This window comes from Shimia sp., assembly GCF_022448905.1.
GTDB lineage: Bacteria > Pseudomonadota > Alphaproteobacteria > Rhodobacterales > Rhodobacteraceae > Shimia.
This window is the reverse complement of sequence record NZ_JAKVCW010000017.1, coordinates 1-23,059: the sequence shown is the minus strand read 5'-3', so window position 1 is coordinate 23,059 and position 23,059 is coordinate 1. Positions and strand designations below refer to the sequence as shown.

At 57.5% G+C, this 23,059-nt stretch carries 20 protein-coding genes; 8 read left to right on the top strand and 12 right to left on the bottom strand.

Annotated features, from left to right (window positions below):
- Positions 1-213: 213 nt before the first annotated feature.
- The 5 genes from MK208_RS17895 to MK208_RS17875 all read right to left on the bottom strand — a co-directional run bounded on the left by MK208_RS17895 (position 214) and on the right by MK208_RS17875 (position 6,083).
- Positions 214-1,365, bottom strand: a complete 1,152-nt coding sequence (locus MK208_RS17895; protein WP_294118847.1) for a Gfo/Idh/MocA family oxidoreductase — start codon at positions 1,363-1,365, stop codon at positions 214-216.
- Positions 1,365-2,420: a sugar phosphate isomerase/epimerase family protein gene (locus tag MK208_RS17890; RefSeq protein ID WP_294118846.1), complete on the bottom strand. Its 1,056-nt coding sequence runs from the start codon at positions 2,418-2,420 to the stop codon at positions 1,365-1,367. The genes MK208_RS17895 and MK208_RS17890 overlap by 1 nt, the downstream gene beginning before the upstream one ends.
- A 70-nt stretch (positions 2,421-2,490) precedes the next feature.
- Positions 2,491-3,444 (bottom strand): substrate-binding domain-containing protein, encoded by a 954-nt coding sequence (locus MK208_RS17885; RefSeq protein WP_294118845.1) that lies wholly within the window; start codon positions 3,442-3,444, stop codon positions 2,491-2,493.
- Positions 3,445-3,564: 120 nt separating this feature from the next.
- On the bottom strand, positions 3,565-4,545 hold the full coding sequence (locus MK208_RS17880; RefSeq protein ID WP_294118913.1) for an ABC transporter permease: 981 nt from the start codon (positions 4,543-4,545) through the stop codon (positions 3,565-3,567).
- 32 nt (positions 4,546-4,577) lie between these two features.
- Positions 4,578-6,083, bottom strand: coding sequence for a sugar ABC transporter ATP-binding protein (locus tag MK208_RS17875; protein WP_294118912.1), 1,506 nt, complete (start codon positions 6,081-6,083; stop codon positions 4,578-4,580).
- 206 nt (positions 6,084-6,289) lie between these two features.
- Here MK208_RS17875 and MK208_RS17870 point away from each other — a divergent pair, with 206 nt between their 5' ends.
- Complete coding sequence (locus MK208_RS17870; protein WP_294118843.1) at positions 6,290-7,318, top strand: LacI family DNA-binding transcriptional regulator; 1,029 nt, start codon at positions 6,290-6,292, stop codon at positions 7,316-7,318.
- Between the two features lie 71 nt (positions 7,319-7,389).
- On the opposite strand, the gene MK208_RS17865 is transcribed toward MK208_RS17870, so the two are convergent.
- From MK208_RS17865 to MK208_RS17855, 3 genes are all read right to left on the bottom strand, one after another.
- Positions 7,390-8,178, bottom strand: coding sequence for an ATP-binding cassette domain-containing protein (locus MK208_RS17865; protein WP_294118842.1), 789 nt, complete (start codon positions 8,176-8,178; stop codon positions 7,390-7,392).
- Position 8,179: 1 nt separating this feature from the next.
- Positions 8,180-9,304, bottom strand: coding sequence for an ABC transporter permease (locus tag MK208_RS17860; protein ID WP_294118841.1), 1,125 nt, complete (start codon positions 9,302-9,304; stop codon positions 8,180-8,182).
- A gap of 91 nt (positions 9,305-9,395) precedes the next feature.
- Positions 9,396-10,346, bottom strand: coding sequence for a sugar ABC transporter substrate-binding protein (locus tag MK208_RS17855; RefSeq protein WP_294118840.1), 951 nt, complete (start codon positions 10,344-10,346; stop codon positions 9,396-9,398).
- 184 nt (positions 10,347-10,530) lie between these two features.
- Here MK208_RS17855 and MK208_RS17850 point away from each other — a divergent pair, with 184 nt between their 5' ends.
- Positions 10,531-11,529, top strand: coding sequence for a LacI family DNA-binding transcriptional regulator (locus MK208_RS17850; protein ID WP_294118839.1), 999 nt, complete (start codon positions 10,531-10,533; stop codon positions 11,527-11,529).
- A 33-nt stretch (positions 11,530-11,562) separates the two neighbouring features.
- Here the strand turns inward: MK208_RS17850 and MK208_RS17845 are convergent, their stop codons facing one another.
- The 3 genes from MK208_RS17845 to MK208_RS17835 form a co-directional block, all read right to left on the bottom strand.
- The gene (locus MK208_RS17845; RefSeq protein ID WP_294118838.1) at positions 11,563-12,696 is read right to left on the bottom strand and encodes a Gfo/Idh/MocA family oxidoreductase; all 1,134 of its coding nucleotides are present in this window, start codon (positions 12,694-12,696) and stop codon (positions 11,563-11,565) included.
- 94 nt (positions 12,697-12,790) lie between these two features.
- Positions 12,791-13,684, bottom strand: a complete 894-nt coding sequence (locus tag MK208_RS17840; protein ID WP_294118836.1) for a TIM barrel protein — start codon at positions 13,682-13,684, stop codon at positions 12,791-12,793.
- Positions 13,685-13,700: 16 nt separating this feature from the next.
- Positions 13,701-14,804 (bottom strand): Gfo/Idh/MocA family oxidoreductase, encoded by a 1,104-nt coding sequence (locus MK208_RS17835; RefSeq protein WP_294118834.1) that lies wholly within the window; start codon positions 14,802-14,804, stop codon positions 13,701-13,703.
- Positions 14,805-14,936: 132 nt separating this feature from the next.
- Between MK208_RS17835 and iolD the strand changes: the two genes are divergently transcribed.
- The 5 genes from iolD to iolG are packed head-to-tail and all read left to right on the top strand — an operon-like array spanning position 14,937 to position 20,466.
- Positions 14,937-16,805, top strand: a complete 1,869-nt coding sequence (iolD, locus tag MK208_RS17830; RefSeq protein WP_294118833.1) for a 3D-(3,5/4)-trihydroxycyclohexane-1,2-dione acylhydrolase (decyclizing) — start codon at positions 14,937-14,939, stop codon at positions 16,803-16,805.
- The gene (locus MK208_RS17825) at positions 16,805-17,779 is read left to right on the top strand and encodes a PfkB family carbohydrate kinase (RefSeq protein ID WP_294118832.1); all 975 of its coding nucleotides are present in this window, start codon (positions 16,805-16,807) and stop codon (positions 17,777-17,779) included. Before iolD ends, MK208_RS17825 begins: the two co-directional genes overlap by 1 nt.
- 12 nt (positions 17,780-17,791) lie before the next feature.
- Positions 17,792-18,649, top strand: coding sequence for a 5-deoxy-glucuronate isomerase (locus tag MK208_RS17820; RefSeq protein ID WP_294118831.1), 858 nt, complete (start codon positions 17,792-17,794; stop codon positions 18,647-18,649).
- Positions 18,646-19,476 (top strand): class II fructose-bisphosphate aldolase, encoded by an 831-nt coding sequence (locus MK208_RS17815; RefSeq protein ID WP_294118830.1) that lies wholly within the window; start codon positions 18,646-18,648, stop codon positions 19,474-19,476. Before MK208_RS17820 ends, MK208_RS17815 begins: the two co-directional genes overlap by 4 nt.
- The gene (gene iolG / locus MK208_RS17810; protein WP_294118829.1) at positions 19,477-20,466 is read left to right on the top strand and encodes an inositol 2-dehydrogenase; all 990 of its coding nucleotides are present in this window, start codon (positions 19,477-19,479) and stop codon (positions 20,464-20,466) included.
- A gap of 87 nt (positions 20,467-20,553) precedes the next feature.
- Here the strand turns inward: iolG and MK208_RS17805 are convergent, their stop codons facing one another.
- Positions 20,554-21,732: a phytanoyl-CoA dioxygenase family protein gene (locus tag MK208_RS17805; protein ID WP_294118828.1), complete on the bottom strand. Its 1,179-nt coding sequence runs from the start codon at positions 21,730-21,732 to the stop codon at positions 20,554-20,556.
- Between the two features lie 79 nt (positions 21,733-21,811).
- Between MK208_RS17805 and MK208_RS17800 the strand changes: the two genes are divergently transcribed.
- Complete coding sequence (locus MK208_RS17800) at positions 21,812-22,834, top strand: LacI family DNA-binding transcriptional regulator (protein ID WP_294118827.1); 1,023 nt, start codon at positions 21,812-21,814, stop codon at positions 22,832-22,834.
- Positions 22,835-23,059 lie beyond the last annotated feature (225 nt).

Below are 23,059 nucleotides of genomic sequence, written 5' to 3'. Positions count from 1 at the left end.
AGATTCCTCCACACTCAAGCGGACCTCTTTGGGGGTAAGCAATTGACGCGTCAAACACAGGTATCAATTGGCCACAGACCGACTTTTGAAGCTGCCACAACAGTGCCAAAACCATCACATTTCAAGCACCACGAAACTGACATAGCTGGCGCCAGAGTCTTATTTTGCGCCGCGCTCAAACTGTCCGCGACGCCCGCCAACAAACAAACATTCCTAGACTAGAGAAACCCACGCAGAGTTCCGCCCCGAGCTGCGTACGCAAGCATCAATGAACGCCATCCCTTGCAAGCCTTCCTCTAGCCCCGGCAAAACAGTGAGAGGGCTCCCCTGCTGTCCCGCCTGCATTAGCCGAATGCAAGCCGCTGTTTCGAGGTAGATATTGGCAAAGCCTTCCAAATACCCTTCGGGATGTCCGCTGGGCGTGCGGGTGAGATAATCCGGCTGTCCAGCTGCGCCGGCACCAGCCCGTGTCAGGAGACGTGTCGGTTCACCAAAAGGCGTATAGCGCATCACATTGGGTGTTTCTTGCTCCCACTCGATGCCACCTTTTGAGCCATAAACTCGCAATCGCAGTGCATTTTCATTGCCCGGAGCAACTTGCGAACACCACAACATCCCCCGCGCGCCTTCGGCAAAGCGCAGCATCACATGGGCGTTGTCATCCACCTGCCGCCCATCGACAAAGCTCTGAAGGTCAGCGCAGAGACTTTCCGGCGTCAGGCCGGTTACAAAGCAGGCAAGGTTAAAGGCATGGGTGCCAATGTCCCCTGTGGACCCGCCAGCGCCGGAGCGCGCAGGGTCCGTGCGCCAACTGGCCTGTTTGTTGCCCTCCGGCTGCGGCTCGGTCAGCCAGTCCTGCGGGTACTCCACCTGCACCACACGGATGTCCCCCAGATCGCCGTTGGCGATCATATCCCGCGCCTGCCGGATCAGCGGGTAACCTGTGTAGTTGTGGGTCAAAACAAACAGCGCGTCCGATTTCTCCACCGCTTGCGCCATCTTGCGCGCATCCGCCAAAGTCGAGGTCAGCGGCTTATCGCAGATCACATGGATACCGCGTTTTAGAAACTCCCGCGCCGCAGCCATGTGCACATGGTTTGGTGTGACAATTGCCACGGCTTCGATGCCATCCTTCAACCGCGCCTCGCGGATCGCCATAGCTTTGAAATCGTCATAGGTCCGGTCCGGCGACAAGCCCAGCGCCTGCCCGGAGGCTTGCGCCTTTTCCGGCGTAGACGATAACGCACCCGCAACCAGGTCAAATTGCCCATCAATGCGCGCTGCGATCCTGTGCACCGCGCCAATAAAGGCATCATTGCCGCCGCCGACCATGCCTAACCGGATTGGTCTCTCAAACTCACTCATCATGAAATCCCCAGCATGCGTTTGTTGGCCTCTTCATCGGTGCCACCATCGGCAAAGTCGTCAAAGGCAGTTTCGGTCACGCGAATGATATGATCGCGCACAAAGGCCGCGCCTTCGCGGGCGCCGTCTTCCGGATGCTTCAGGCAGCATTCCCATTCCACCACGGCCCAACCATCAAAGTTTTTGGCCGCCATCTTGCTGAAGACCTTGCCAAAATCGACTTGACCATCACCAAGGCTACGGAACCGCCCTGCGCGATCAACCCAGCTTTGATAGCCGCCATAGACGCCCTGTTTGGTGGTTGGATTGAACTCGGCATCTTTGACGTGAAACATCTTGATCCGGTCAGCGTAGTCATCGATGTGACCGACGTAATCCAGACACTGCAGCACAAAGTGGCTCGGGTCATAGAGCATGTTGCAACGCGCATGGTTGTCGACGCGGTCAAGGAACATCTCAAATGTCACCCCGTCATGCAGGTCTTCGCCCGGATGGATTTCGTAACAAATGTCGACACCCATCTGATCCGCATGATCCAGAATGGGCCGCCAGCGTTTGGCCAACTCGTCAAAAGCCGTGTCGATCAGCCCCGGCGGGCGTTGTGGCCAGGGATAGATGTAGGGCCACGCCAACGCGCCGGAAAAGGTCACGTGAGATGTGATGCCAAGGTTATAGCTCGCCGTAACCGCCAGCTTCATCTGTTCCACAGCCCAAGCTTGCCGCGCCTTTGGATTGCCGCGCACTTCCGGCGCAGCAAAGCCATCAAACGCTTCATCGTAGGCGGGATGCACCGCCACCAATTGTCCTTGCAAGTGGGTGGAAAGCTCTGTGATTTCAACGCCGTTCTCGCGCGCCACGCCGACCAGTTCTTCGCAATAACTCTGCGAGCTGGCCGCACGGGCGAGATCAAATAGACGCCCGTCCCAGCTCGGCACCTGCACGCCCTTATAACCACAATCAGCGGCCCATTTGGTGATGCTGTCCCAGGAATTGAAGGGGGCCTCGTCGCCGGCGAGCTGCGCCAGAAACAATGCGGGACCTTTGATTGTCTGCATGATTTTTCTCCTGTTTGAAGAAGAGGCCCCTTGGGAGAAAGGGCCTCTTCTCGGGTACCCGAATGGCGCTTTAGAACGGCGAATCCGGGAAGTAGAAGCTCGCCGCGTTCTCAGGTGTGATCAGCGTCGCACCCAGGATGTAGCGCCCAGCCACAGGGCCATTGGATTTGAACGCAGACACGGTCACATCCATCGCGGTGGCAATCATCGCTGGCGGATAGAGCACGTCGACTGGCACCAGCTCGTTGCCATCCATGATGCCTTTGATGGTCTCTTTCATGCCGGCACCGCCAACAACAAACATGCCATCGCCATCACGGCCGGCCTGTTTCAGCGCGGCAACAACACCAATTGCGATGTCATCATCCTGCGCCCAAACCGCGTCAATATCCGGGAAGCGAGACAGGAAGTCCTGCATCACTTCAAAACCGTCGTCACGGTTCCAGTTGGCGTGCTTGTGATCCAGAACGTTGATGCCGGAGCCTTCGATTTCGGCCATGAAGGCGTCAAAGCGCTCGTTGTCGATCAGCGTCGGAATACCGCGCAGAACCACAATGTTATCGCCATCCTTCAGGCGGGTTTTCATGTACTCAGCTGACACGCGACCCAGTTCCGGGTTGTTGCCCGCCACATAGATGTCCTCAATGCCCGGCTGGCTCAGGCCACGGTCCACAACGGTGATCAGCGCGCCGGACTTCTTGACGTTCAGAACCGGATCGGTGAGTGGCTCGGATTCAAACGGCAGCACCACAAGCGCGTCGATTTGGTGCACGGACACGAGGTCTTCCAACGCGCTGGCCTGCGCGGATGGATCTGGCGAGTTCACCAGGATCAAGTCCACATCCGGATAGAGCGCTTCCAGCCGCTCTTCGGCCTTTTCCGCGTGCCAGTTCATACCAGCGGCCCATGCATGGGTTGGGGTTGGGTAGCTCACACCGATCTTGATGGTCTCAGCACTTGCCCAGCCGGTAAGGGCGATTGTGGCCGCCGTGGCCAATGCGCCAATTTTGGTAAAGGTCTTCATGTTTTCCTCCCTAAAAGTCCTTTGACTTCCCTGTGATTTGGACGCACCTCTCCTCTCCGGTGACGCCCGGTTCTTTCGCACAAAGCTCTGCGAGAAATTCTTCGTGTGGTGTGTCAGCGCCTAGTCTGCCGACGTGTTGCGGCCCCAATCTCCGCGTTGCAGCCAGACGGCCACGATGATGATGAGGCCCTGCATGGTCCCGTTCAGATAGTTGGAGATCATGTCCGTGAAGTTCAGAATATTGCCGATGGTGGTCAGGATCAGCGCGCCCAAAATAGTGCCGCCAATCCGGCCATAGCCGCCCTTGAGCACCGTACCCCCAATGATCACCGCAGCGATGGCTTCCAGTTCCCACAAAACGCCGGTTGAAGACGACGCGGAGCCGAGACGCGGCACGTAAATGATGGTAGCGAGCGACACGCAGAGACCCTGGATCACATAGGTCAGTGTTTTCACCCGATCCACCTTGATGGCGGAGTATTTTGCCACGCTCTCGTTGGAGCCAATCGCGGTGCAGTAGCGCCCGAAAGCGGTGCGGTTCATCAGGAACCAACCTGCAATGGAGACAACGATAAACACCCACACCGGGATCGGCAGACCAAAGAAACTGTCGTAGTAGACCGGGCGATACACGCCGCGAATGTCATAGTTGAGCGACAGGGTTCCGCCGTCAGCGAAATAGGTCACCAGCGAGCGGTAAATACCCATGGTGCCAAGCGTCACGATGAAGGCTTCGATCTTGCCTTTGGTGGTCAAAAGCCCGTTCACAAGACCCGCCCCAAGCCCAAGGATCACCGAACATCCACAGCCAATCAGAACAGTTGTGACGCCGGTGCCAAACGTGTCCACCGCGCTGTTCATCACAATGATCATCACGCCCGCGATCACTGCGGCCATGGACCCAACCGACAGGTCAATGCCGCCAGCGGTGATCACAAAAGTCGCGCCCACCGCAATGATGCCAATGAAGGCCGAACGGGTCAGCAGGTTGGTGATATTGCCTTCACTCAGGAAGGCCGGGTTGAGCAGAAAGCCGATCACACAGAGGATCAGGAGCGCAATCGCGGGTCCTGCCGTCTTGAGGTCAAAGCCGCGCAGCATCGAAGGTTTGGCTGTACTCATGGTTGTCTCGGTCATTGCTGTTGCTCCCGCTTAAGTCCTGCGGCGTAGCGCACGATTTCTGTTTCGTTGATGCGGTCGCCGGTCACGACCCCAGTGATTTCGCCTTCGCGCATCACCACCACGCGGTGACACAGGCCAATGATCTCCGGCATTTCAGAGGATACCACGACCACAGACACGCCTTCGGCGGCGATGGCGGCGATAAAGTGATAGATCTGCTGTTTGGTGCCCACGTCGATGCCGCGCGTCGGCTCGTCGATGATCAGGATACGCGGATCACACTCCATGACTTTGGCGAGCAGAAGCTTTTGCTGGTTGCCGCCAGACAGGTCGCCCACGTTCACATTGGGGTCCCGCGCCCGAATATCAAAGCGCCGAATAGCACGCTCCAGCGCGGCGTCCTCAGCCTTGCGGTCCACGCTCAAGCCTTTGACAAACTTCGGCAAAGCAAAAAGCGAAAGGTTCGGGAGCATCTTCTGCCCAAGCAGCAGACCTTTCTCTTTGCGGTCTTTGGTCAGATACACAATCCCCGCATCGCGTGCCGCCGCCACAGAAGTGAAGTTTGCAGGCGCGCCATCAAAGGCGACACTTCCGCCCTCGCGCGGTGTCAGGCCGCAGATGGCCTCAAAAACCGCTGTACGCCCGGCGCCAATCAGCCCTGAGAACCCAAGGATTTCCCCTTTCCTCAGGTCAAAGCTGACGTTGTGTACGCCGGGCGCCACCAGATCGCGCACGTCCAGCACGCGATCTGCATCCACATCCACTTCGTTCATCGGCGGGTACAGGTCGCTCAACTCGCGCCCCACCATCATCTGCGCCATCGTGTCCGGCGTCACGTCTTTCGCCGCATGGGTGCCGATCCACTGCCCGTCCCTTAGCACGGTAACTTGATCGGAAATCGCGCTGACTTCGGCCAGCTTATGGGAAACAAAGACAATCGCCGTGCCGCGCGCTTTCAAGCGGCGCACCTGTGCGAAGAACAGCTCCGTTTCCGCTTCGGTCAAAACCGCCGTTGGTTCGTCCATGATCAGAACACGTGCGTCACGGCTGATGGCTTTAACAATCTCCACCATCTGCTTTTGCGCAATCGAGAGATCGGAAATCCGGTCTTCGGGCGAAATGTCGAGGCCGATGTCATCCAGATAGCCGCGCACCATGGCGCGCATTGTGGCCCGATCCAGCACCCCCCTGTTCATGATTTCCCGCCCAAGGAAAATGTTTTCCTCAACGGTCATCTGCTCGGCGAGATTGAGCTCTTGGTGGATCAAAACAATCCCCAGCTCTTCGGATTGACCGTTGCCGGGCAACTCGGTGTCCACACCATCCAACCGGATATGGCCGGACGTGGGCTGCAAGAACCCGGAAAGGATTTTCATAAACGTCGACTTTCCCGCGCCATTCTCTCCGATGAGCGCGTGCACCTCCCCGGCGCGAATATCCATGCTCACGCTGAACAGAACCGGGACCGAGCCAAATGACTTGCTGATCCCGTCCGCCGACAAAATCGGCACACCTATAGACTGGCCATCCGGCACGTCGTCTCCTCCCTGAATTTTCGCCTCACTGCGGAGGCGTTGATTGATTTATGTAAACGTTTTCATCAATCATGTAAACCTTTACATAGAGCGCTGTAAACCTTTTCACAATGCCGCATTGCGGCTATAAGGCTCCTAACCGCCTCGTGCGCATAAACAAAAACACCAAACCAACAGGCGCGCCAAACGTGTCATTGCCACCCAAGAAATCTGCCACAATTGAGGACGTCGCCAAGCTGGCCGGCGTCTCCATTGCCACGGTCAGCCGCGCGATTCGAAACCCGGAAAAGGTGGCGGAGAGCACGCGCAAGAAAGTGACCAATGCCATCGCGCGCACCGGCTACACCGCCAATGTGATGGCGCAGAACCTGCGCATGAAACGCTCCAAGATGGTCATGGTGCTGACGCCCTCCATTGCGGACCCCAACTTTCCGGGCGTGCTGATTGGACTGGAGAAAGAGGCACACGCGCGCGGCTACGGCGTGTTGATCGGCAACACCGAAGGCGCAATTTCACTGGAAGAAAACCACATGCGCTTTCTGGCAACGGGTGTGGCAGATGGGCTTGTTCTTCTGACCGGGCACCTGCCCGTGGCTGGCGCGCCACAAGATCCGGTTACGCAACTGCCCCCGCTTGTGGCTGTGGGCCGCCCTCTGGAGACCACCGAGACCGATTTTGTCGGGGTGGACGACGTGGCCGCCTCCAAAATGGCAACCGAATATCTGGTGTCACTTGGCCATCGCCGCATCGTGTTTGTCGGCGGCGGCACCGGCGATGTGCTGTCCGATTTGCGTCACGAAGGCTATCGCAAAGGCCTGGCAGAATGCGCCGAAGAACTGGCCGATTGGCGCGTCGAGGGGGATGGCAGCAGCGAAGGCGGGCGTGCGGCTGTGGAGCGCCTTTTCATCAAGGATACACTGCCGACGGCCTTTTTCTGCTTCAATGACAACACCGCCATTGGCGTGATCGCGGCCCTGCGCCTGCGTGGGTTTGACGTGCCCGGCGATTTTTCCGTGATAGGCTTTGACGACATTCCCTTTGCCAGCAACATCACCCCGGCTCTGACCACGATCCGCCAACCACGCAACAAGATTGGCGAGCGCGCCATGGCGGTGCTTTTGGATGGGTTAGAGGGGCAAAGCACGGAGAAAACCAATGAGCGGCTTCACGGCGATTTGGTTGTGAGAGAAAGCTGCGGGCCTGCAGGGCGCAGCTAATGCCCCACCCCGAAACCACGGGAGGGGACTTTGCATTGATATAGAGCGCAACACCAGTTGGCTTCGATCTTCTAAACGGTGCCGCCGAGACTGTCTTCCAGCGCAACCAGTTCCTGGCCGCCGGCCATCATATCCTGCAGCTCATCCGGGGTGATCTGCCCGCGTTGCGACGTGCCTAGGGTTTGACCGCGATTAAGCACCGTAAAGCGATCTCCAACCGCCAGCGCGTGGCGGACGTTGTGGGTGATAAACACCACAGCCACGCCCTGCTTGCGCACCTTGTCGATGGTCGCCAGAACGTTCGCCGTTTGCCTCACACCCAATGCGGAGGTTGGTTCGTCCAAGATCAAGACCTTTGCCCCGAAGTGAACCGCGCGCGCGATCGCGACTGTCTGCCGCTCACCGCCTGACAAAGTACCAACCGCCTGATCCGGCCCGCGAAGGTTGATGCCCATTTTGCGCATCTCGTCCATCGTGACCTTATTGGCGTAATCGTGATCGAAGAAGTTCATTGGGCCGATCTTCTTCACCGGCTCATTGCCCATGAAGAAGTTCCGGCTCACCGACATCAAAGGGATCATGGCCAGGTGCTGGTGCACCGTCGCAATCCCGGCAGAAATCGCATCACGCGGGTCGGCAAAATGCATCTGCTGACCTTCAAATAGGATCTCTCCTTTGGTCGGCTTATGCACACCGGACATGGTTTTGATGAAAGTCGACTTCCCCGCGCCGTTGTCGCCAAGCAAACAATGACACTCGCCGGGAAAGATATCGACCGAAACACCCGCCAATGCGATCACGCGACCAAAGTGTTTCTCGATGTTTTTCATTTGAATGATGGGAGCATGTTCAGGGTTCATATCAGCGCTCCCCTGTGATGATGCGACGGATGTAGGTGTTCAGGATTACTGCCCCCAGCAGGATCACGCCAAGGAAAACGCGGAACAGAGAGCTTTCCACACCGGCAAAGAACAGACCTTGCTGCACCACGCCGAAGATCAACGCGCCAAGCGCGGCCCCAATCACCGATCCGTAGCCACCGGTCAGCAACGCTCCCCCAATAACCACCGCGATGATAGCTTCAAACTCCTTGAGCAAGCCGCGGTCTGCACCGGCAGAGCCGAACTCCATAACCTGACACACAGCAAACACAGTCGCGCAGAAGGCGGTGAACATGAACATCAGGATTTTCACCTTGTTCACCGGCACACCAGAGTTCCGCGCCGCCTCAGCGTCGCCACCAGCCGCATAGATCCAGTTACCGAACTTGGTTTTGGTCAAAATGATGTGCCCGACAATCACCAGACCAATGGCCCAAACGATCAGCATTGGCAGGCCTTCGACCACGGGCTGCCCTTTACGGGTGCCGCGCTCAAACACCGCAATGATGCCGTTGTCGCCCATCCACTGGAAAAAGCCGGTGAAGATCTTGCCGCCAAACACGGCCGCCAACCAATCCCCCTCAGCAACGTCGCTTACGCCGCCAATGATGGTTTTGCGCTCGATGGTCTGCGGCAGGTAGATCGCAAAGCCGCGCAGGATAAACAGGAACGCCAAGGTCACGATAAAGCTTGGCAGCCCGGTGCGCACCACGATGAACCCGTTTAACGCACCGATGGACACGGCAATCACGAAAGTGACAATAATCGCCATCCAAACCGGCCAGCCGAGCGTCACACTGAAAATCGCAATCAGCATCCCCGCGAAACCGATCATCGAGCCAACCGAGAGATCAAACTCCCCTGCGATCATCAACAGACAGGCCCCAACGGCGATGATCATGAATTGCGCCGAGATCTGGCTCCAGTTCATGATGCCCTGGCTGTTGAACATCCCGCTGTCAAAAGCGAAGAGAAGGAAAAAAGTGAACACGGCGACGGTGCCGACAATCCCACCCAGTTCTGGGCGGATCAACGCATTGCGGAAACTGGAAATTTCCTTGACGCGTTCGTCGGTGTTGGCCGTGGGCTGCGTCGCGCTTGTCATGCGACATCTCCCGTTTGGTCTGAATTGTAGGATTTGGAGTACAGTGTGCGAGGGGCGCCAATGCAAGCGCCCCGCGCGAAGTGAGTGACGCTTAGCGGTATTCGCCCGCGAACTCTTCAACTTTCTCCAGGCCGTCTGCGGTCACAAAACCAGGGCCGGAGTTGATGTTGTTGCCTGGCAGAACGCCGTAGCGGTGGTAGTTGGTGAGCACCACAACCGGCAGGTAGGCCTGCAGGAATGGCTGCTGGTCGATGCCCCAGTTGATCACGCCGGCCTTAATGCCTTTCACGATCTCTTCACCGAGGTCAAAGGTGCCAAAGTAGATGTCACCAGCCATGCCGTTTTCATCCAGCGCCAACAGGGTTGGATCTGCGGATGTTGGGCCAAGCGTCAGAATGGCGTCGGTTTCCGGGTTGGCATTCAGATACGCCAGAACACGGTTTTTGATCTCTGCCGGGTCTTGGCCACTGTCGATCATCTGGTCACCCAGATCCACGCCCAGACCATCGGCAAAGCCCTGACAGCGCTCGGTCGAAGATGGCGAAGAAATGTAGTGGTTCACGCAGAGGAAGCTGCCCACGCCGTCACCTTTGGCGCGTACACCCGCTGCATAGCCTGCGTCATACTCTGGCTGACCCACATACATCAGCGCACCAACTTCGCGCGCCTGATCTGGCGTGCCGGAGTTCATGATGATCACGTCAACGCCACTGTCCACTGCCGCTTTGATTGGACCGGACAGGACATCGTAATCAGACAGAGTGGTGATGATGCCGTTTGGACCGGAGGCCGCGGCCTGCTCAATGATACGCGCCATGTCGGCGAGGTCACCGGTTGGCGGGTTGCGGTATTCAACCTCAACACCCATCTGATCGCCCGCAAGCGCGATGCCGTTTTTGATTGTGTTCCACCAGCTGTCGCTGTCCGGTGCGTGGCTGACCAGAACATATTTCTCACCTTCGGCCACTGCCGAAGTTGCCACGGCAAACGGTGCTGCCACCACGGCAGCGGCCAGAGCCAGCTTCTTTGTAATTGACGTCATGTTTTCCTCCCAAAATCACGTCTTCATGGCACGTGGGCGGCTGTTCCCGCCTCTCCGACTCAATTTAAACCACACTCCAACCCATTTTGCAACCGGTTGCAAAATTGCAGGCGCTGTTTCATGCTGCACTTATTAAAAAAACCTTGTAAACAAGCCGTCATAACGAACTAAGGACCGACAAAAAATGGCCGTCACTTTGAAAGAGGTTGCAGAACGCGCAGGCGTTTCACGGTCAGCCGTATCGCGCACCTTCACCGACGGCGCTTCTGTTTCCGACAAGATGCGGCGCAAAGTCGAAAAGGCCGCCAAAGAGCTGGGCTATAGCCCCAACGCCCTGGCTTCTTCCCTCACAACCGGGCGCACCAAATTGATCGGCCTTGTGTCCAACAACTTTCACAACCCGATCTTTCTGGAAGTCTTTGACCTGTTCACCCGCGGACTACAGGACCGTGGACTGCGCCCCTTGCTGGTGAACCTCACTGACGAGACCGACCCCGAGAACTCGGTCCGTATGTTACGCCAATATTCTGTAGACGGCGTGGTGGTCGCCTCCTCCACGCTCCCCCCGGGATTTGCCAAAGCCTTTCGCGATGCAGGCGTTCCTGTGGTGCATTCTTTTGGACGGGCCTCATCAGCGCCGCAGGTGCACGTCGTGGGAATTGACAACGTTGAATGTGGCCGCATGGCTGCTCGCGAACTTATTGAGCGCGGCTACACGCATCTGGGCTTCATGGGCGGCCCGGAAGGCGCCACCTCGACCCAGGATCGCTACACAGGCTTTATGTCAGAGATGTCAGCCAATCCGGGCATCAAGGCCAGTTACTCCTTTGCAGACGCCTACTCCTTTGATGCCGGACGTCGCGAAATGCTCAGGCTGCTAAAAAACAGCCCTGCACAAGCCTACTTCTGCGGCGACGACGTTCTGTCCATTGGCGCACTGTCCGCCATTGATGACAGCGGCCTGGCCTGCCCGGACGACATTGGCCTTATCGGCCTCAACGACATGGAAATGTCACGATGGGAAAACATCGACCTGACCACCATTCACCAACCAATCCGCCAGATTGTAACGAGCTCAATAGAGCTGATGGTGGCGATGCTGGACGACCCGGAGCGCTATCCGGAAACCCGGATTTTCCCATGCTCTATCGTGGAGCGCGGCACCTTGAAGGCAGAGGTCTGAGGCCACACCACTTGGCGCAGCCTCAGCTCTCCGTCAGCGGAACATAGGTGGACGGGCATCGATCCAGGCACCGCCATCTTTCGCAGAGGCCACCGCCGTGTAGACCGCCGCCATGGACCGCACGCCGTCCGCGGCATTTGGCAATCCATCACGCAGCTCGCCGGAAATGGCATCCGCCAAATCACAGTAGATATTGGCCACCGCCAGAGGGAAGCCTTCGGGATGCGCAATCGCCACACGGCTCAAACGCTGCGCATCTTCGTGCAGACCGCCCTCACCTTTTTCAATGATCTGCGTGCGCCCGCCAACGGGCGTGTAGATCAACTGGTTTGGCTGCTCTGAAGCCCAGCGCAGACCGCCGGTCTCGCCAAACACCTGAATATCAAAGCCGTGCTGCCGGCCAATCGCCACCGAAGATGTCCAGAGCCGCCCAACCGTGCCGCCGCTCATACGGAAATTGACCATCGCGTCATCTTCCAACTCACGGCTGGCAATGGTGGAGGCAAAGTCGGCTGACAGGCTTTCGACCTCATCATCGGCAATGAACCCGGCCATATGCATCGCATGGATGCCACAGTCCGCAAACTGCCCGGACACCCCGGCCATCGCCGGATCATAGCGCCAACGCACACGCGGGTTATCCGCATCTGTGGCGTCGCCGTGATGCCCATGGCTGAAGTTTGTGACCACCAAACGCACTTTGCCAATCTCACCCGCCCGAACCATCGCTCGCGCCTGACGCACCATTGGATACGCCGAGTAGCAGTAGTTCACTGCGCAGATCTTGCCGCTCTTCTCAGCGACCTTCACGATTTCTTCGCCTTCCTCGACGGTCATGGTCATTGGCTTTTCGCAAAGCACATTGAAACCGCTCTCAAGAAACGCCTTGGTGATCTCAAAGTGCGTCGAGTTGGGCGTGGCCACCGTGACCAGATCGATCCGGTCATCACGGCCCCGCTCGCCGGCAAGCATCTCCTGCCAATCACCATACGCCCGATCTTCGGCCACACCGAGACGCTGCGCATACTCCTTACCCACATCCGGGCGATGATCCAACGCGCCGGCAGCAAATTCAAACCGCCCATCCGCAAGCGCCCCCAATCTGTGAGCTGGCCCAATCTGGCTGCCTTCGCCGCCGCCAATCATGCCCCATTTCAGCTTTGTCATGAGCTTGTCTCCTCCTCATGATGTCACCTGAGGTGCCAGAATTTGGCACCTCCGCAATACAGTCGTGATACAGACGTCATACCGACGTCCAGATTTAGCTGAATCCGATGGATTCCAGATACTCACGGTTCTTGCGCGCATCGCCCACAGGATCCGGGTCCAGAAGTGGGTCGCAGTCCTGCTCCACCGTGCACCAGCCTTCAAATCCGGCATCCAAAAGCACCTGACGCACGGCTGGGAAATCGACATCTCCGTCACCGAGATTACAGAAGATCCCCTGACCACAGGCATCATAGAATCCGGTGCGATTGGCGATCACCTCGGCCTTCACCTTCGGATCTATGTCTTTGAAGTGCATATAGGAAATGCGGCCAATGTGTTTCTTCATGAAGGCCACGGGATCAAAGCCTGCGTAGCTGTGGTGTCCGGTGTCAAAGCAGATCTTCAAGATGCTTTCGTCAACCTCATTCAGCAAACGCTCCAGCTCCGGCTCAAAGTCCATGAACCCAGCAGCGTGCGCATGAATACCAACGGTCAACCCATACTCTTCGCTCCCGATCCGCGCGGTCTCAGCAATACGATCCCGATAGGCGGTCCACTCGGCCTTATCCATCTGTTCAGCCTCCCCCACACGCCCAGCGGTTGGCGCTCGACGCGGAGAGATTGAATCAATTAAAACAAGATGTTGCGCCCCATGCGCCTGAAGCGCCTTGGCCGTGCGGTGGGTGGCATCCAGCACATCGTCCCATGCGTCCGGATCGTGATAGGCGCGGAACACAACCCCGCCGATCAGCTCCAAATCATGCTCGGCCAAAGCCTCTCCCAGCACCGCCGGGTCCTCCGGCATGAAGCCCACAGGCCCAAGCTCAATCCCCTTGTAGCCCGCCTCGGCACACTGTTTCAAAACGGTTTGCCAGGTTGGATTGCGGTCGTCCTCCGCAAACTCCACGCCCCAGGAACAGGGTGCATTGCCAATCCGAATGCTCATTTCGCTCACTCCAAAGTCAGAAGCTGTTGATATGTTTCCAGGTTTTCGCATCATGACTGGCCAACGCAGCCGCAATGACACGATTCACCTCATGTCCGTCTCGGAAGGTCGGGAACACCGCCTCCCCTGTTTCGATCGCCCGCAGGAAATCCCGCGATTCGATGATGATCTGATCTTGATAACCCGTTCCGTGCCCTTGCCCCTGGCAGAACGGCTCGTAATCGGGATGCGCAGGACCGGTCAGGATTTTCACAAACCCTCGCGTCGCCTCCGCACCCTCCATACGATAGAGCCAAAGCGCATTTTGATCCTCCTGATCAAAGCGAATTGCGCCCTTTGTGCCCGATATTTCATAGGCATAGCCCATCTTGCGCCCGGTCGCGATGCGCGAGAAATACATATGCCCCATGGCGCCGCTCTCAAACCGGCACATCATTTGCGCATGGTCATCGTTGGTCACAGCGCCACCGGGCCGCTCCGCATGAACGGTCTCCACCTCACCCAGAACCTTGGAAATCGGCCCCATCAACGCCAGCGCGCAGTTGACCATATGCGGCGCCAAGTCGCCCATCGTGCCATTGGCCATACCCTGCGTGCGCCAACTGGCCGGTATGTCCGGGTCAGCATAGAAATCCTCGGTGTGCTCACCGCGAAACCAAGTCACATCCCCAATTTCACCTTGGGCGATCAAATCGCGCGCAAACTGGGTTGCAGGCGTGCGCACGTAGTTGAAGCCAACCATATTGGCCGCGCCAGCAGTCTCCGCTGCAGCAACCATCGCCGCGCCATCTTCCATCGACGCACCCAATGGTTTCTCGCAAAGCACAGGCTTACCCAATGCAAAAGCAGCCTCAGCAATCTCACGATGCGTCTCCTGCGGTGAGGCAATAACCACGGCCTCGACCTTCGGATCAGCCACCAATGCGCGCCAGTCTCCAGTAGATCGCGCAAATCCGTAAGCTTTTTGATACCGCTGCGCGCTCTCGGGAGACGACGCGCAGACCATTTCCAGACGCGGACGCAGCGCAGTGTTGAACACCGCCCCCACAGAGGCCATCGCAACCGCATGGGCCTTGCCCATATAGCCGCCGCCACAAATGCCGATCCCGATCTCAGTCACCGCGCAGCCTCCTTTTTGAAATTCAATTTGCAACCGGTTGCAAAACTTGTATCTTGAGATTCGAAAACTCGCAAGCCGCATTCGTTCGGAACCCTCAGATTCCGCCAAATGCTCCAGAAGGGTCGCGCAAAGATGACGACAGAAAACACCACTATCCGCCTCACCACAGCGCAGGCAATTATTCGTTGGCTTTCCAATCAGTTCATAGAAATCGACGGGAAGGAAATGCGCGTCTGTGGCGGCGGATTCGGCATCTTTGGCCATGGCAATGTGACCTGCTTGGGCGAAGCCCTGAACGGCGTGCGTGAAGAGCTGCCTCTGTACCGCGGACAGAACGAGCAAAGCATGGGATTCGCGGCCGCGGGATACGCCAAGCAATGGCTGCGCCAACGCTTCATGTTCTGCACGGCCTCGGCGGGTCCTGGCACGGCCAACCTGCTGACAGCCGCCGGATTGGCACACGCAAACCGCCTGCCCATGTTGCTGCTCTGCGGGGATACTTTCCTCACACGTCTACCGGACCCGGTGCTGCAGCAGATGGAAAACTACAACGATCCAACTTTTGGCGTGAACGATGCTTTCAAACCCATCGTGCGCTACTGGGATCGGATTTCCCACCCAGCTCAGGTGATCCAATCCCTGCCAAACGCCCTTGCAACCATGTTGGACCCCGCCGATTGCGGCCCTGCCTTCCTTGGATTGCCGCAGGATGTGCAAGGATGGACTTACGACTACCCCGAAAAGTTCTTTGCCAAGAAGGTCCACCGCATCCGCCGTCAATCTCCAGATGCGGCGGAAATTGCCGATGCAGCGGCAATGCTTGCAACAGCAAAGCGCCCAATGATCATTGCAGGCGGCGGTGTTCAATACTCACAGGCGGCCACTGAACTCACCGCCTTTGCAGAAAAACGCAGCATTCCCGTGGTTGAGACCATCGCCGGTCGCGCCAACATGCTCGCTACCCACCCGCTGAACATCGGCCCGATTGGCGTCACCGGTTCAGACAGCGCAAATGCGATTGCCGAAAAAGCAGACGTGATCCTTGCGGTTGGCACCCGATTGCAAGACTTCACCACCGGCAGCTGGACTGCCTTTGATCAAGACGCACAGTTCATTTCGATCAACGCCGCTCGCCATGACGCCGGCAAGCACATGTCCCTACCCGTGGTAGGTGACGCCAAACTGGCTCTGACAGCGCTGGACAGCGAACTCGAAATGAAAACGCCCACACAATGGGTCACTTTCGCCCAGGAAGAGCGCAAAAAGTGGGACGCTTACGTGGCTGACAACGTGTCCTACGGCAACCGCCCCAATTCCTATGCACAAGCGATTGGTGTTGTGAATGAGCTTTGCGATGCGCGAGATCGTGTTGTGGCGGCCGCGGGTGGTTTGCCCGCTGAGGTCACCGCCAACTGGCGCACGCTGGATATTGGCACGGTGGACGTCGAGTTTGGATTCTCCTGCATGGGCTATGAAATCGCGGGGGCCTGGGGTGCCCGGATCGCCCAGGCAGAACGGGAACCGGATCAAGACACCATCACCTTCTGTGGGGACGGCTCCTACATGATGCTCAACTCAGACATCTATTCTTCTGTGCTGAGCCAGAAAAAAATGATCGTGCTTGTGTTGGATAACGGTGGTTTTGCCGTGATCAACAAGCTGCAAAACAACACCGGCAACGAAAGCTTCAACAATCTGCTGGAGGACTGCCCGACAATTCCAGAGGCCTTTGGCGTCGACTTCACCGCGCACGCGGCCTCGATGGGGGCAACAGCCGAGAAAGTGGCGAACCCGGCAGAGTTGGCGGAAGCCTTCAAACGGGCTAAGGCCAGCGACAAGACCTATGTCATTGTCATGGACGTAGACCCCTACGAAGGCTGGACCACAGAAGGTCATGCTTGGTGGGAGGTAGGCACCCCTCACATCACCGAAGATGACTCTGTGCGCGAAGCGCATATTGCGTGGGAAGCCAGCCGCGTCAAACAGCGTCGGGGTGTGTGATGACTTTGATTGACGCCATCAAGGGCAATCGCTTTGCGGTGTTTGGGCGCGCAGGCATGGACATGTTTGCCGACCCCATTGGAGTTAAAAGCGAGGATGCCACCACCTTCCGCGCGGACCTGGGCGGATCCTCCGCCAATATCTGCGCCGGTCTGGTGAAGCTTGGATCGGAGGCGTCCCTTGTCACCTCAGTGTCTGACGACGCAGTAGGCCGGTTTTGCTTCAACCGCCTACAGGACTACGGCGTCGGCACGCGCTACGTCCGTTCTGTCGGTGGAGAAGCCCGGACGTCACTGGCGGTCTACGAAAGCTGCATCGAAGACTTCCAGAACGTGATCTACCGCAACGGTGCGGCGGATTTTCAAGTCTCAGACGAGGATATGGACGCGGTTGACTACCGCGCATTCACCGCGCTCATAACCGCGGGAACGGTCTTTGCCGCCGAACCATCGCGGTCCGCAACCTTTCGCGCTTTTGACAATGCGAAGGCCGCCGGTCTGCCGGTGATATTTGACATCGACTACCGCCCATACAGCTGGCCATCTGCAGAAGTGGCCGCTGACGTGCTATCGCGCGCGGGCGACGCCAGCGACCTGATTGTTGGCAACGATGAAGAATTCGGCTTCATGGCGGGTGGCATCGGAAAAGGCCTCGATAAGGCGCGGGAATTGGCCGCCAGCGGCAAGCTGGTGATCTACAAAATGGGCCATGAAGGCGCCATCACGCTGAGTGCTGGTGAAGAAATCCGCACCGGCATCTACCCCGTCACCGCCGTCAAGCCCAACGGCGCCGGAGACAGCTTTATGGCTGGCCTCCTTGCCTCAATCGCCACAGGCCACAGCCTCCGCGACGCCGTCCTGCGCGGCTCCGCCTGCGCCTCCATTGTGGTGTCCCAGCCCGGCTGCGCCAACGCCATGCCCACAACCACCGAGCTTGAGGCCTTTTTGTCCTCGCACTCCGGACCAACTCTTTGAAAGGAGAGCCCAATGCACATTGCGCCCCATGACAACCAGAACAAACCCATCGTTGATGCGAACCATGACCTGGTGCCGCTGAACTACTTCAACATCGTGAAACTCAAACGTGGTGAAGTGTTTGAATACGCTGTGCCCGGCTACGAAACCTGTGTGGTACCGGCCACCGGCACCGTGGATGTCGATGTAGAGGGCGCAGTCTATCCTGACCTGGGCAACCGAACAGAAGACGTCTGGGACGGCGATCCTGAAGGGGTCTATGTGCCGGTTGGTGCGACCGTGCGCATCACCTGCAAAACCGACACCACCGAAACCTTCATTGCGGGTGCCAAATACGACAAAGTTCTCGAGCCGTTTGACGTGCGCGTGCCGGAGCTTGATCTGGTGCAATACGGCTCCGACGACACCAAAACCCATCGCAAGATCAAACACATCCTCGGCGCCAACCACCATGACAAAGTGGGCCGTCTTCTGGTCAGTGAACTCTTCACGGTCGGCGAAGGCGGCTGGTCCGGTTTCCCATCTCACAAGCATGACACGGACCGTAAGGGCGCAGACGGCGAGATGATCGAAACCCGCCACGACGAAACCTACAACTTCCGTTTCAAGCCGAACTACGGCTCTGGCGTTCAAATGCTGCAGCGCGAAGATAACAAGCCAGGCGACGCGTATCACATCATGGATGGCTCAACGATCATGCTCGACAAAGGCTATCACCCCTGCGCCGTGCTGCCCGGCTATCAGATGTATTACTTCACCATCCTCGGCGGGTTGAGCCAACGCAGCCTGAAGCAGTATTTCCAGCCAACCCATGAGGAACAGCTGCACACGATCCCCGGCATTATGGATATGGTTGCGAAGTTCAAATGACCCTGGTGACATTAAAAGATGTCCTTCAGCCGGCGCTGAAGGACGGTTATGCCGTGGCCGGATTGGTCACGCTTGGCTGGGAAGACATGCGCGCTTATGTGGCAGCGGCAGAAGCGGAAAACGTGCCGGTGATTTTGCAGGCCGGTCCCTCTTGTCGGGAGCACACACCGCTTCCTGTGCTGGGAAAAATGTTCACGCATCTCGCGGAAAACGCCTCCGTGCCCGTCGTCGCGCATCTCGATCACGGCTACACGGCAGACGAGTGCCGCATCGCCATCGAAAGCGGCTTCACTTCGGTGATGTTTGATGGCTCGCGCACACCTTTGACGCAAAACATCCACGACACTGCCGTGATTGCCGAAATGGCGCATGCGGCGGGCGTGTCGTGCGAAGGGGAAATCGGCTTTGTCGGCTACTCAGGCGGCGAAGGCTCAGCCGGTACCGATCCTGAAGAAGCTGCACAATTTGCGCGGGACACTGGCGTTGACGCTATGGCGATCTCCGTCGGGAATGTGCATCTGCAACAAGACAAAGAAGGCGGGCTGGACGTTGACCGCATCAACGCCATTGAAGCTTTGACCGACGTGCCCTTGGTAATCCATGGCGGCTCCGGTGTGCCCGTGGCACAAAGGCAAGCCTTGGCGCGTGACTCCAAGATTTGCAAATTCAATATAGGAACAGAACTGCGCATGGCGTTTGGCGACGCGATGCGCGCGGCAGTGAACGCCGACCCAACGCGCTTTGATCGCGTGCAGATTCTGAAAGAGACCCACGATCCATTGGTGGCCAAAACCCGCCAAGTCTTGCGCAGCTTCAAGGGGGCATAGATGACACGTATTGGACTATTGGGGTGCGGCCGGATCGGCCAGGTGCACGCCCGATCCATATCACAGATTGAGGGCGCTACTGTCACGGCGGTGGCCGACGCCTTCCCGGCGCCTGCTCGGGACTTGGCCAACCAGACAAACGCCAAGGTCATGGATGCCATGGAGCTGATCAACAGCGCGGATGTCGACGCAGTTGTCATTGGTACGCCAACCGACACCCACTACGACCTCATTCACGCCGCCGCCATAGCGGGCAAAGCCATCTTTTGCGAGAAACCTGTGGACCTGTCTTCCGACAGAATTCGCGACTGCAAAGCTGTTGTTGAAACCGCTGGTGTGCCGTTCCTGACGGCCTTCAACAGGCGTTTTGACCCAAACTTCGCTGACTTGCAGGCGCGACTGCAGCAAGGCCAGATTGGCGACACTGAGATCATCACAATTCAATCTCGCGACCCTTCCCCGCCCCCGGTCAGCTACATCAAAAGCTCCGGCGGCATTTTCCGCGACATGATGATCCACGACTTGGACATGGCCCGTTTCCTGTTGGGAGAGAACCCCGTTCGCGTTTACGCCATCGGGTCTGCGCTTGTGGATGCGGAAATCGGCAAAGCCGGTGATGTGGATACCGCTGCAGTCACGCTCTCCACAGCCAGCGGCAAAATCTGTCAAATCACCAACTCGCGACGCGCAAGCTATGGGTACGACCAACGGATCGAAGTGCACGGATCACGCGGCATGTTGCGTGCCGAAAACGTGCACGAAACAACGGTCGAAATGGCGACCGAGGCTGGCTTCGCACGGGCGCCGGTGCAACACTTCTTCTTGGAGCGGTATGAAGCGGCCTATCGTGCCGAGATGGCGCATTTTGTTGACGCCGCCGCAAACAGCACGCCGCCAGCGCCAAGCATTGAAGACGGCTTGCAGGCGCAGTTACTGGCAGATGCGGCGGATCAGTCCCTGAAAACTGGCAAACCGGTCGACCTCACCTGACTCTAAGCAGGCTCCCCAAAAACAAACGGGCCATCGTGTGAAACTAACGATGCCCCGTTCTTTCCTAAATAAGGCACACCAACTTGCTTAGGTCGCCAGTTTGACAGTCTTCATTTCTGCAAGTCTGGCACCGAACTCGTCCTCACTCAAGCCCTCCTCAATGGCACGCGTAAAGTAGGCAGCCTGTGTTTCTGGCGCCAACCCATTTGACGGAGGATCGCGGTCCAGATTTGTCGGGAACGAGTAGCCCTCTGCGGTGGCGGCAATAGCTGCTGAGAGCTCAGCCTGCGTCAAAGTCCCTTCAGAGGAAGCCCGCACGGCATGGGGAAACACCAAACGGCACATCTTCTCTCGGTCAACCGTCTCCATAGCCTGCCCAAAGGCAGAAGACACTTGCAGCAGATTCACAAACCGATGGATATCGGAACTGCTGTTTGCGCCAGCGGCATGAAACAGTGCCGGATTAAAAAAGACGGCGTCCCCTTTGGAGAGGGGTAATTGCACGCAACGCGCCTCAAACACCGCTCGGAAATCCTCCCGCCGCCAGGCGGCATAGCCAGGCTTGTAGGTTTGCGAAAACGGCAACAGCTTGGTTGGGCCGCTTTCCAACGGCATGTCACAATGCGCGACCGCGCCCTGAAGGGTCAAAATCGGTGACACCTCATGCACATGCGCTGGATAAGCTGCGCTCACATCCGCAGTCTGAAACCCTAGGTGATAATCTCGATGCGCCTGCTGCGCCGCACCACCGGGATGCACCAAATTGACTTGGGCCGTCATTTGATAATTTGGCCCCAGCCAAGCCTCACACACAGCCGAAATCGCCGGATTGGCAAAGTAGCGCATGAAAACACCAGGGGCGGCCTCGCAAAGCTTCTGAAGCGAATTCCAAATGCGATCATTGGCGCCGGACGCCGCAAAGTGATCCGCGCCTCCGCCCGCGTTTTGCTTTTCCTGCTCAATAATTCGGCCGTAAATTTCAGTGGCCTGATCCAACACGCAGGTGTCACGGTACGCCCCTTTCAGCACGACAATGCCGGCCCCGCTTTGCAATACCTGCGCCCATTCGGTCATCACCGTTCGGCGGCCCCCGCCTTCTAAGGCGGACAGAAGCTTACCGCTGTCATAGACGGGAATGTTCTTTTCGATTGCCATTGCCAGCGGCACGTTTTCCGGACGTGTTACCTGGTCCAGACACGCTTCAAAGTCTCTCACGTCGCAGTGTTGGGGATCGTAGTACCCGATTAAATCAGCCCTGTTCGCCATGCAGTTTCCTCCCTATTTGCCCTCAGCTTACTGGGAGTGAAGATTGATTTTCCGCCCAAAACACATCAAAAACACATCAATGACACATCGCTTTCCCATCAAAGAAATTGCACGGCAAGCCGGCCTTGGCACAGCAACCGTTGACAGGGTTTTGAACAATCGCGCCAATGTCAGTGCCCAGACCAAACAACGGGTCACCGCCGCAATCGAAGAGCTGGCGGCACAAGAAGCGCAGCTTGCCGCACGCGGGCGGCGTATGTTTTTTGACTTTGTGATCGAAGCCCCGGCGCGCTTCAGCCGCGAAGTCAAATCCGCGGCGGAGGCGGTATTGCCGCATATAACTTTGGCAGTCTGTCGACCGCGCTTTTTGTTGCAGGAAATCATGCAAGAGGCAGAAGTTGTCGCTGCGCTTGAACGTATCCACAAACGGGGCAGTCAAGGCGTGTGCCTGAAAGCCAAGGACACCCCCGCAATACGGACCGCGGTGCGCAAACTCCACGCGTCCAAGATTCCCGTGGTCACTTTGGTCACGGATCTCGGCGGCGGCGACAGATTGGCTTACGTGGGCTTGGACAATGCAGGCGCCGGACGTACAGCCGCCTATCTCATTTCCCAAACTCTGGGGAACAGGTCCGGAGCTGTATTGGCAACCCGCAGCCACGAGCGCTTCCTGGGAGAGGAGGATCGTGAAATCGCATTTAAGGAGGCATTGCTACATCTCTGTCCAAACCTGCGGATAATCTCGCTACAAGGTGGTGGTGGAGTCCATTCAGCAACGGCAAACCAACTCACAAAAAGAGTAGAGAATGTGACCGCTTTACAGGCGGTTTACTCAATGGGAGGCGGAAACAAGGCGATCCTGGAAACCCTTGAGCACTGTAGACTGAAACCATGTGTTTTTGTGGCCCACGATCTGGACCGAGAAAATAAAGAGTTGCTCGCCAAGGAGAAGATCAGTTTTGTTCTCCACCATGATCTGCAACGCGACATTCGCGCCGCGTTCGACCACTTTCTTGCCTTCCATAGGCTGCTTCCTGAATCAACAACAGAGTCAATATCAACAGCGCAAGTCCTCACGCCTATGAACATTTCTCCAGATTAAGCGCGCGCAAAAGCCATGGCCGATCTCACCCGATAGGAAAGCAAACCGCATCCAATCTTTGTGACGGTCTCAACGCAAAATTCAGACACGTAGTGCGCCCACTTAATCGTCACGCTGAGCTGATCAAACGAACCCAAGAATTTGAAACAAAATTTTTATTTCAACGACTTAACTGTCCGTCGTCAGAGTTTTTGGAACCAATGAGGGCCTAAAGTAAGAGAGAGT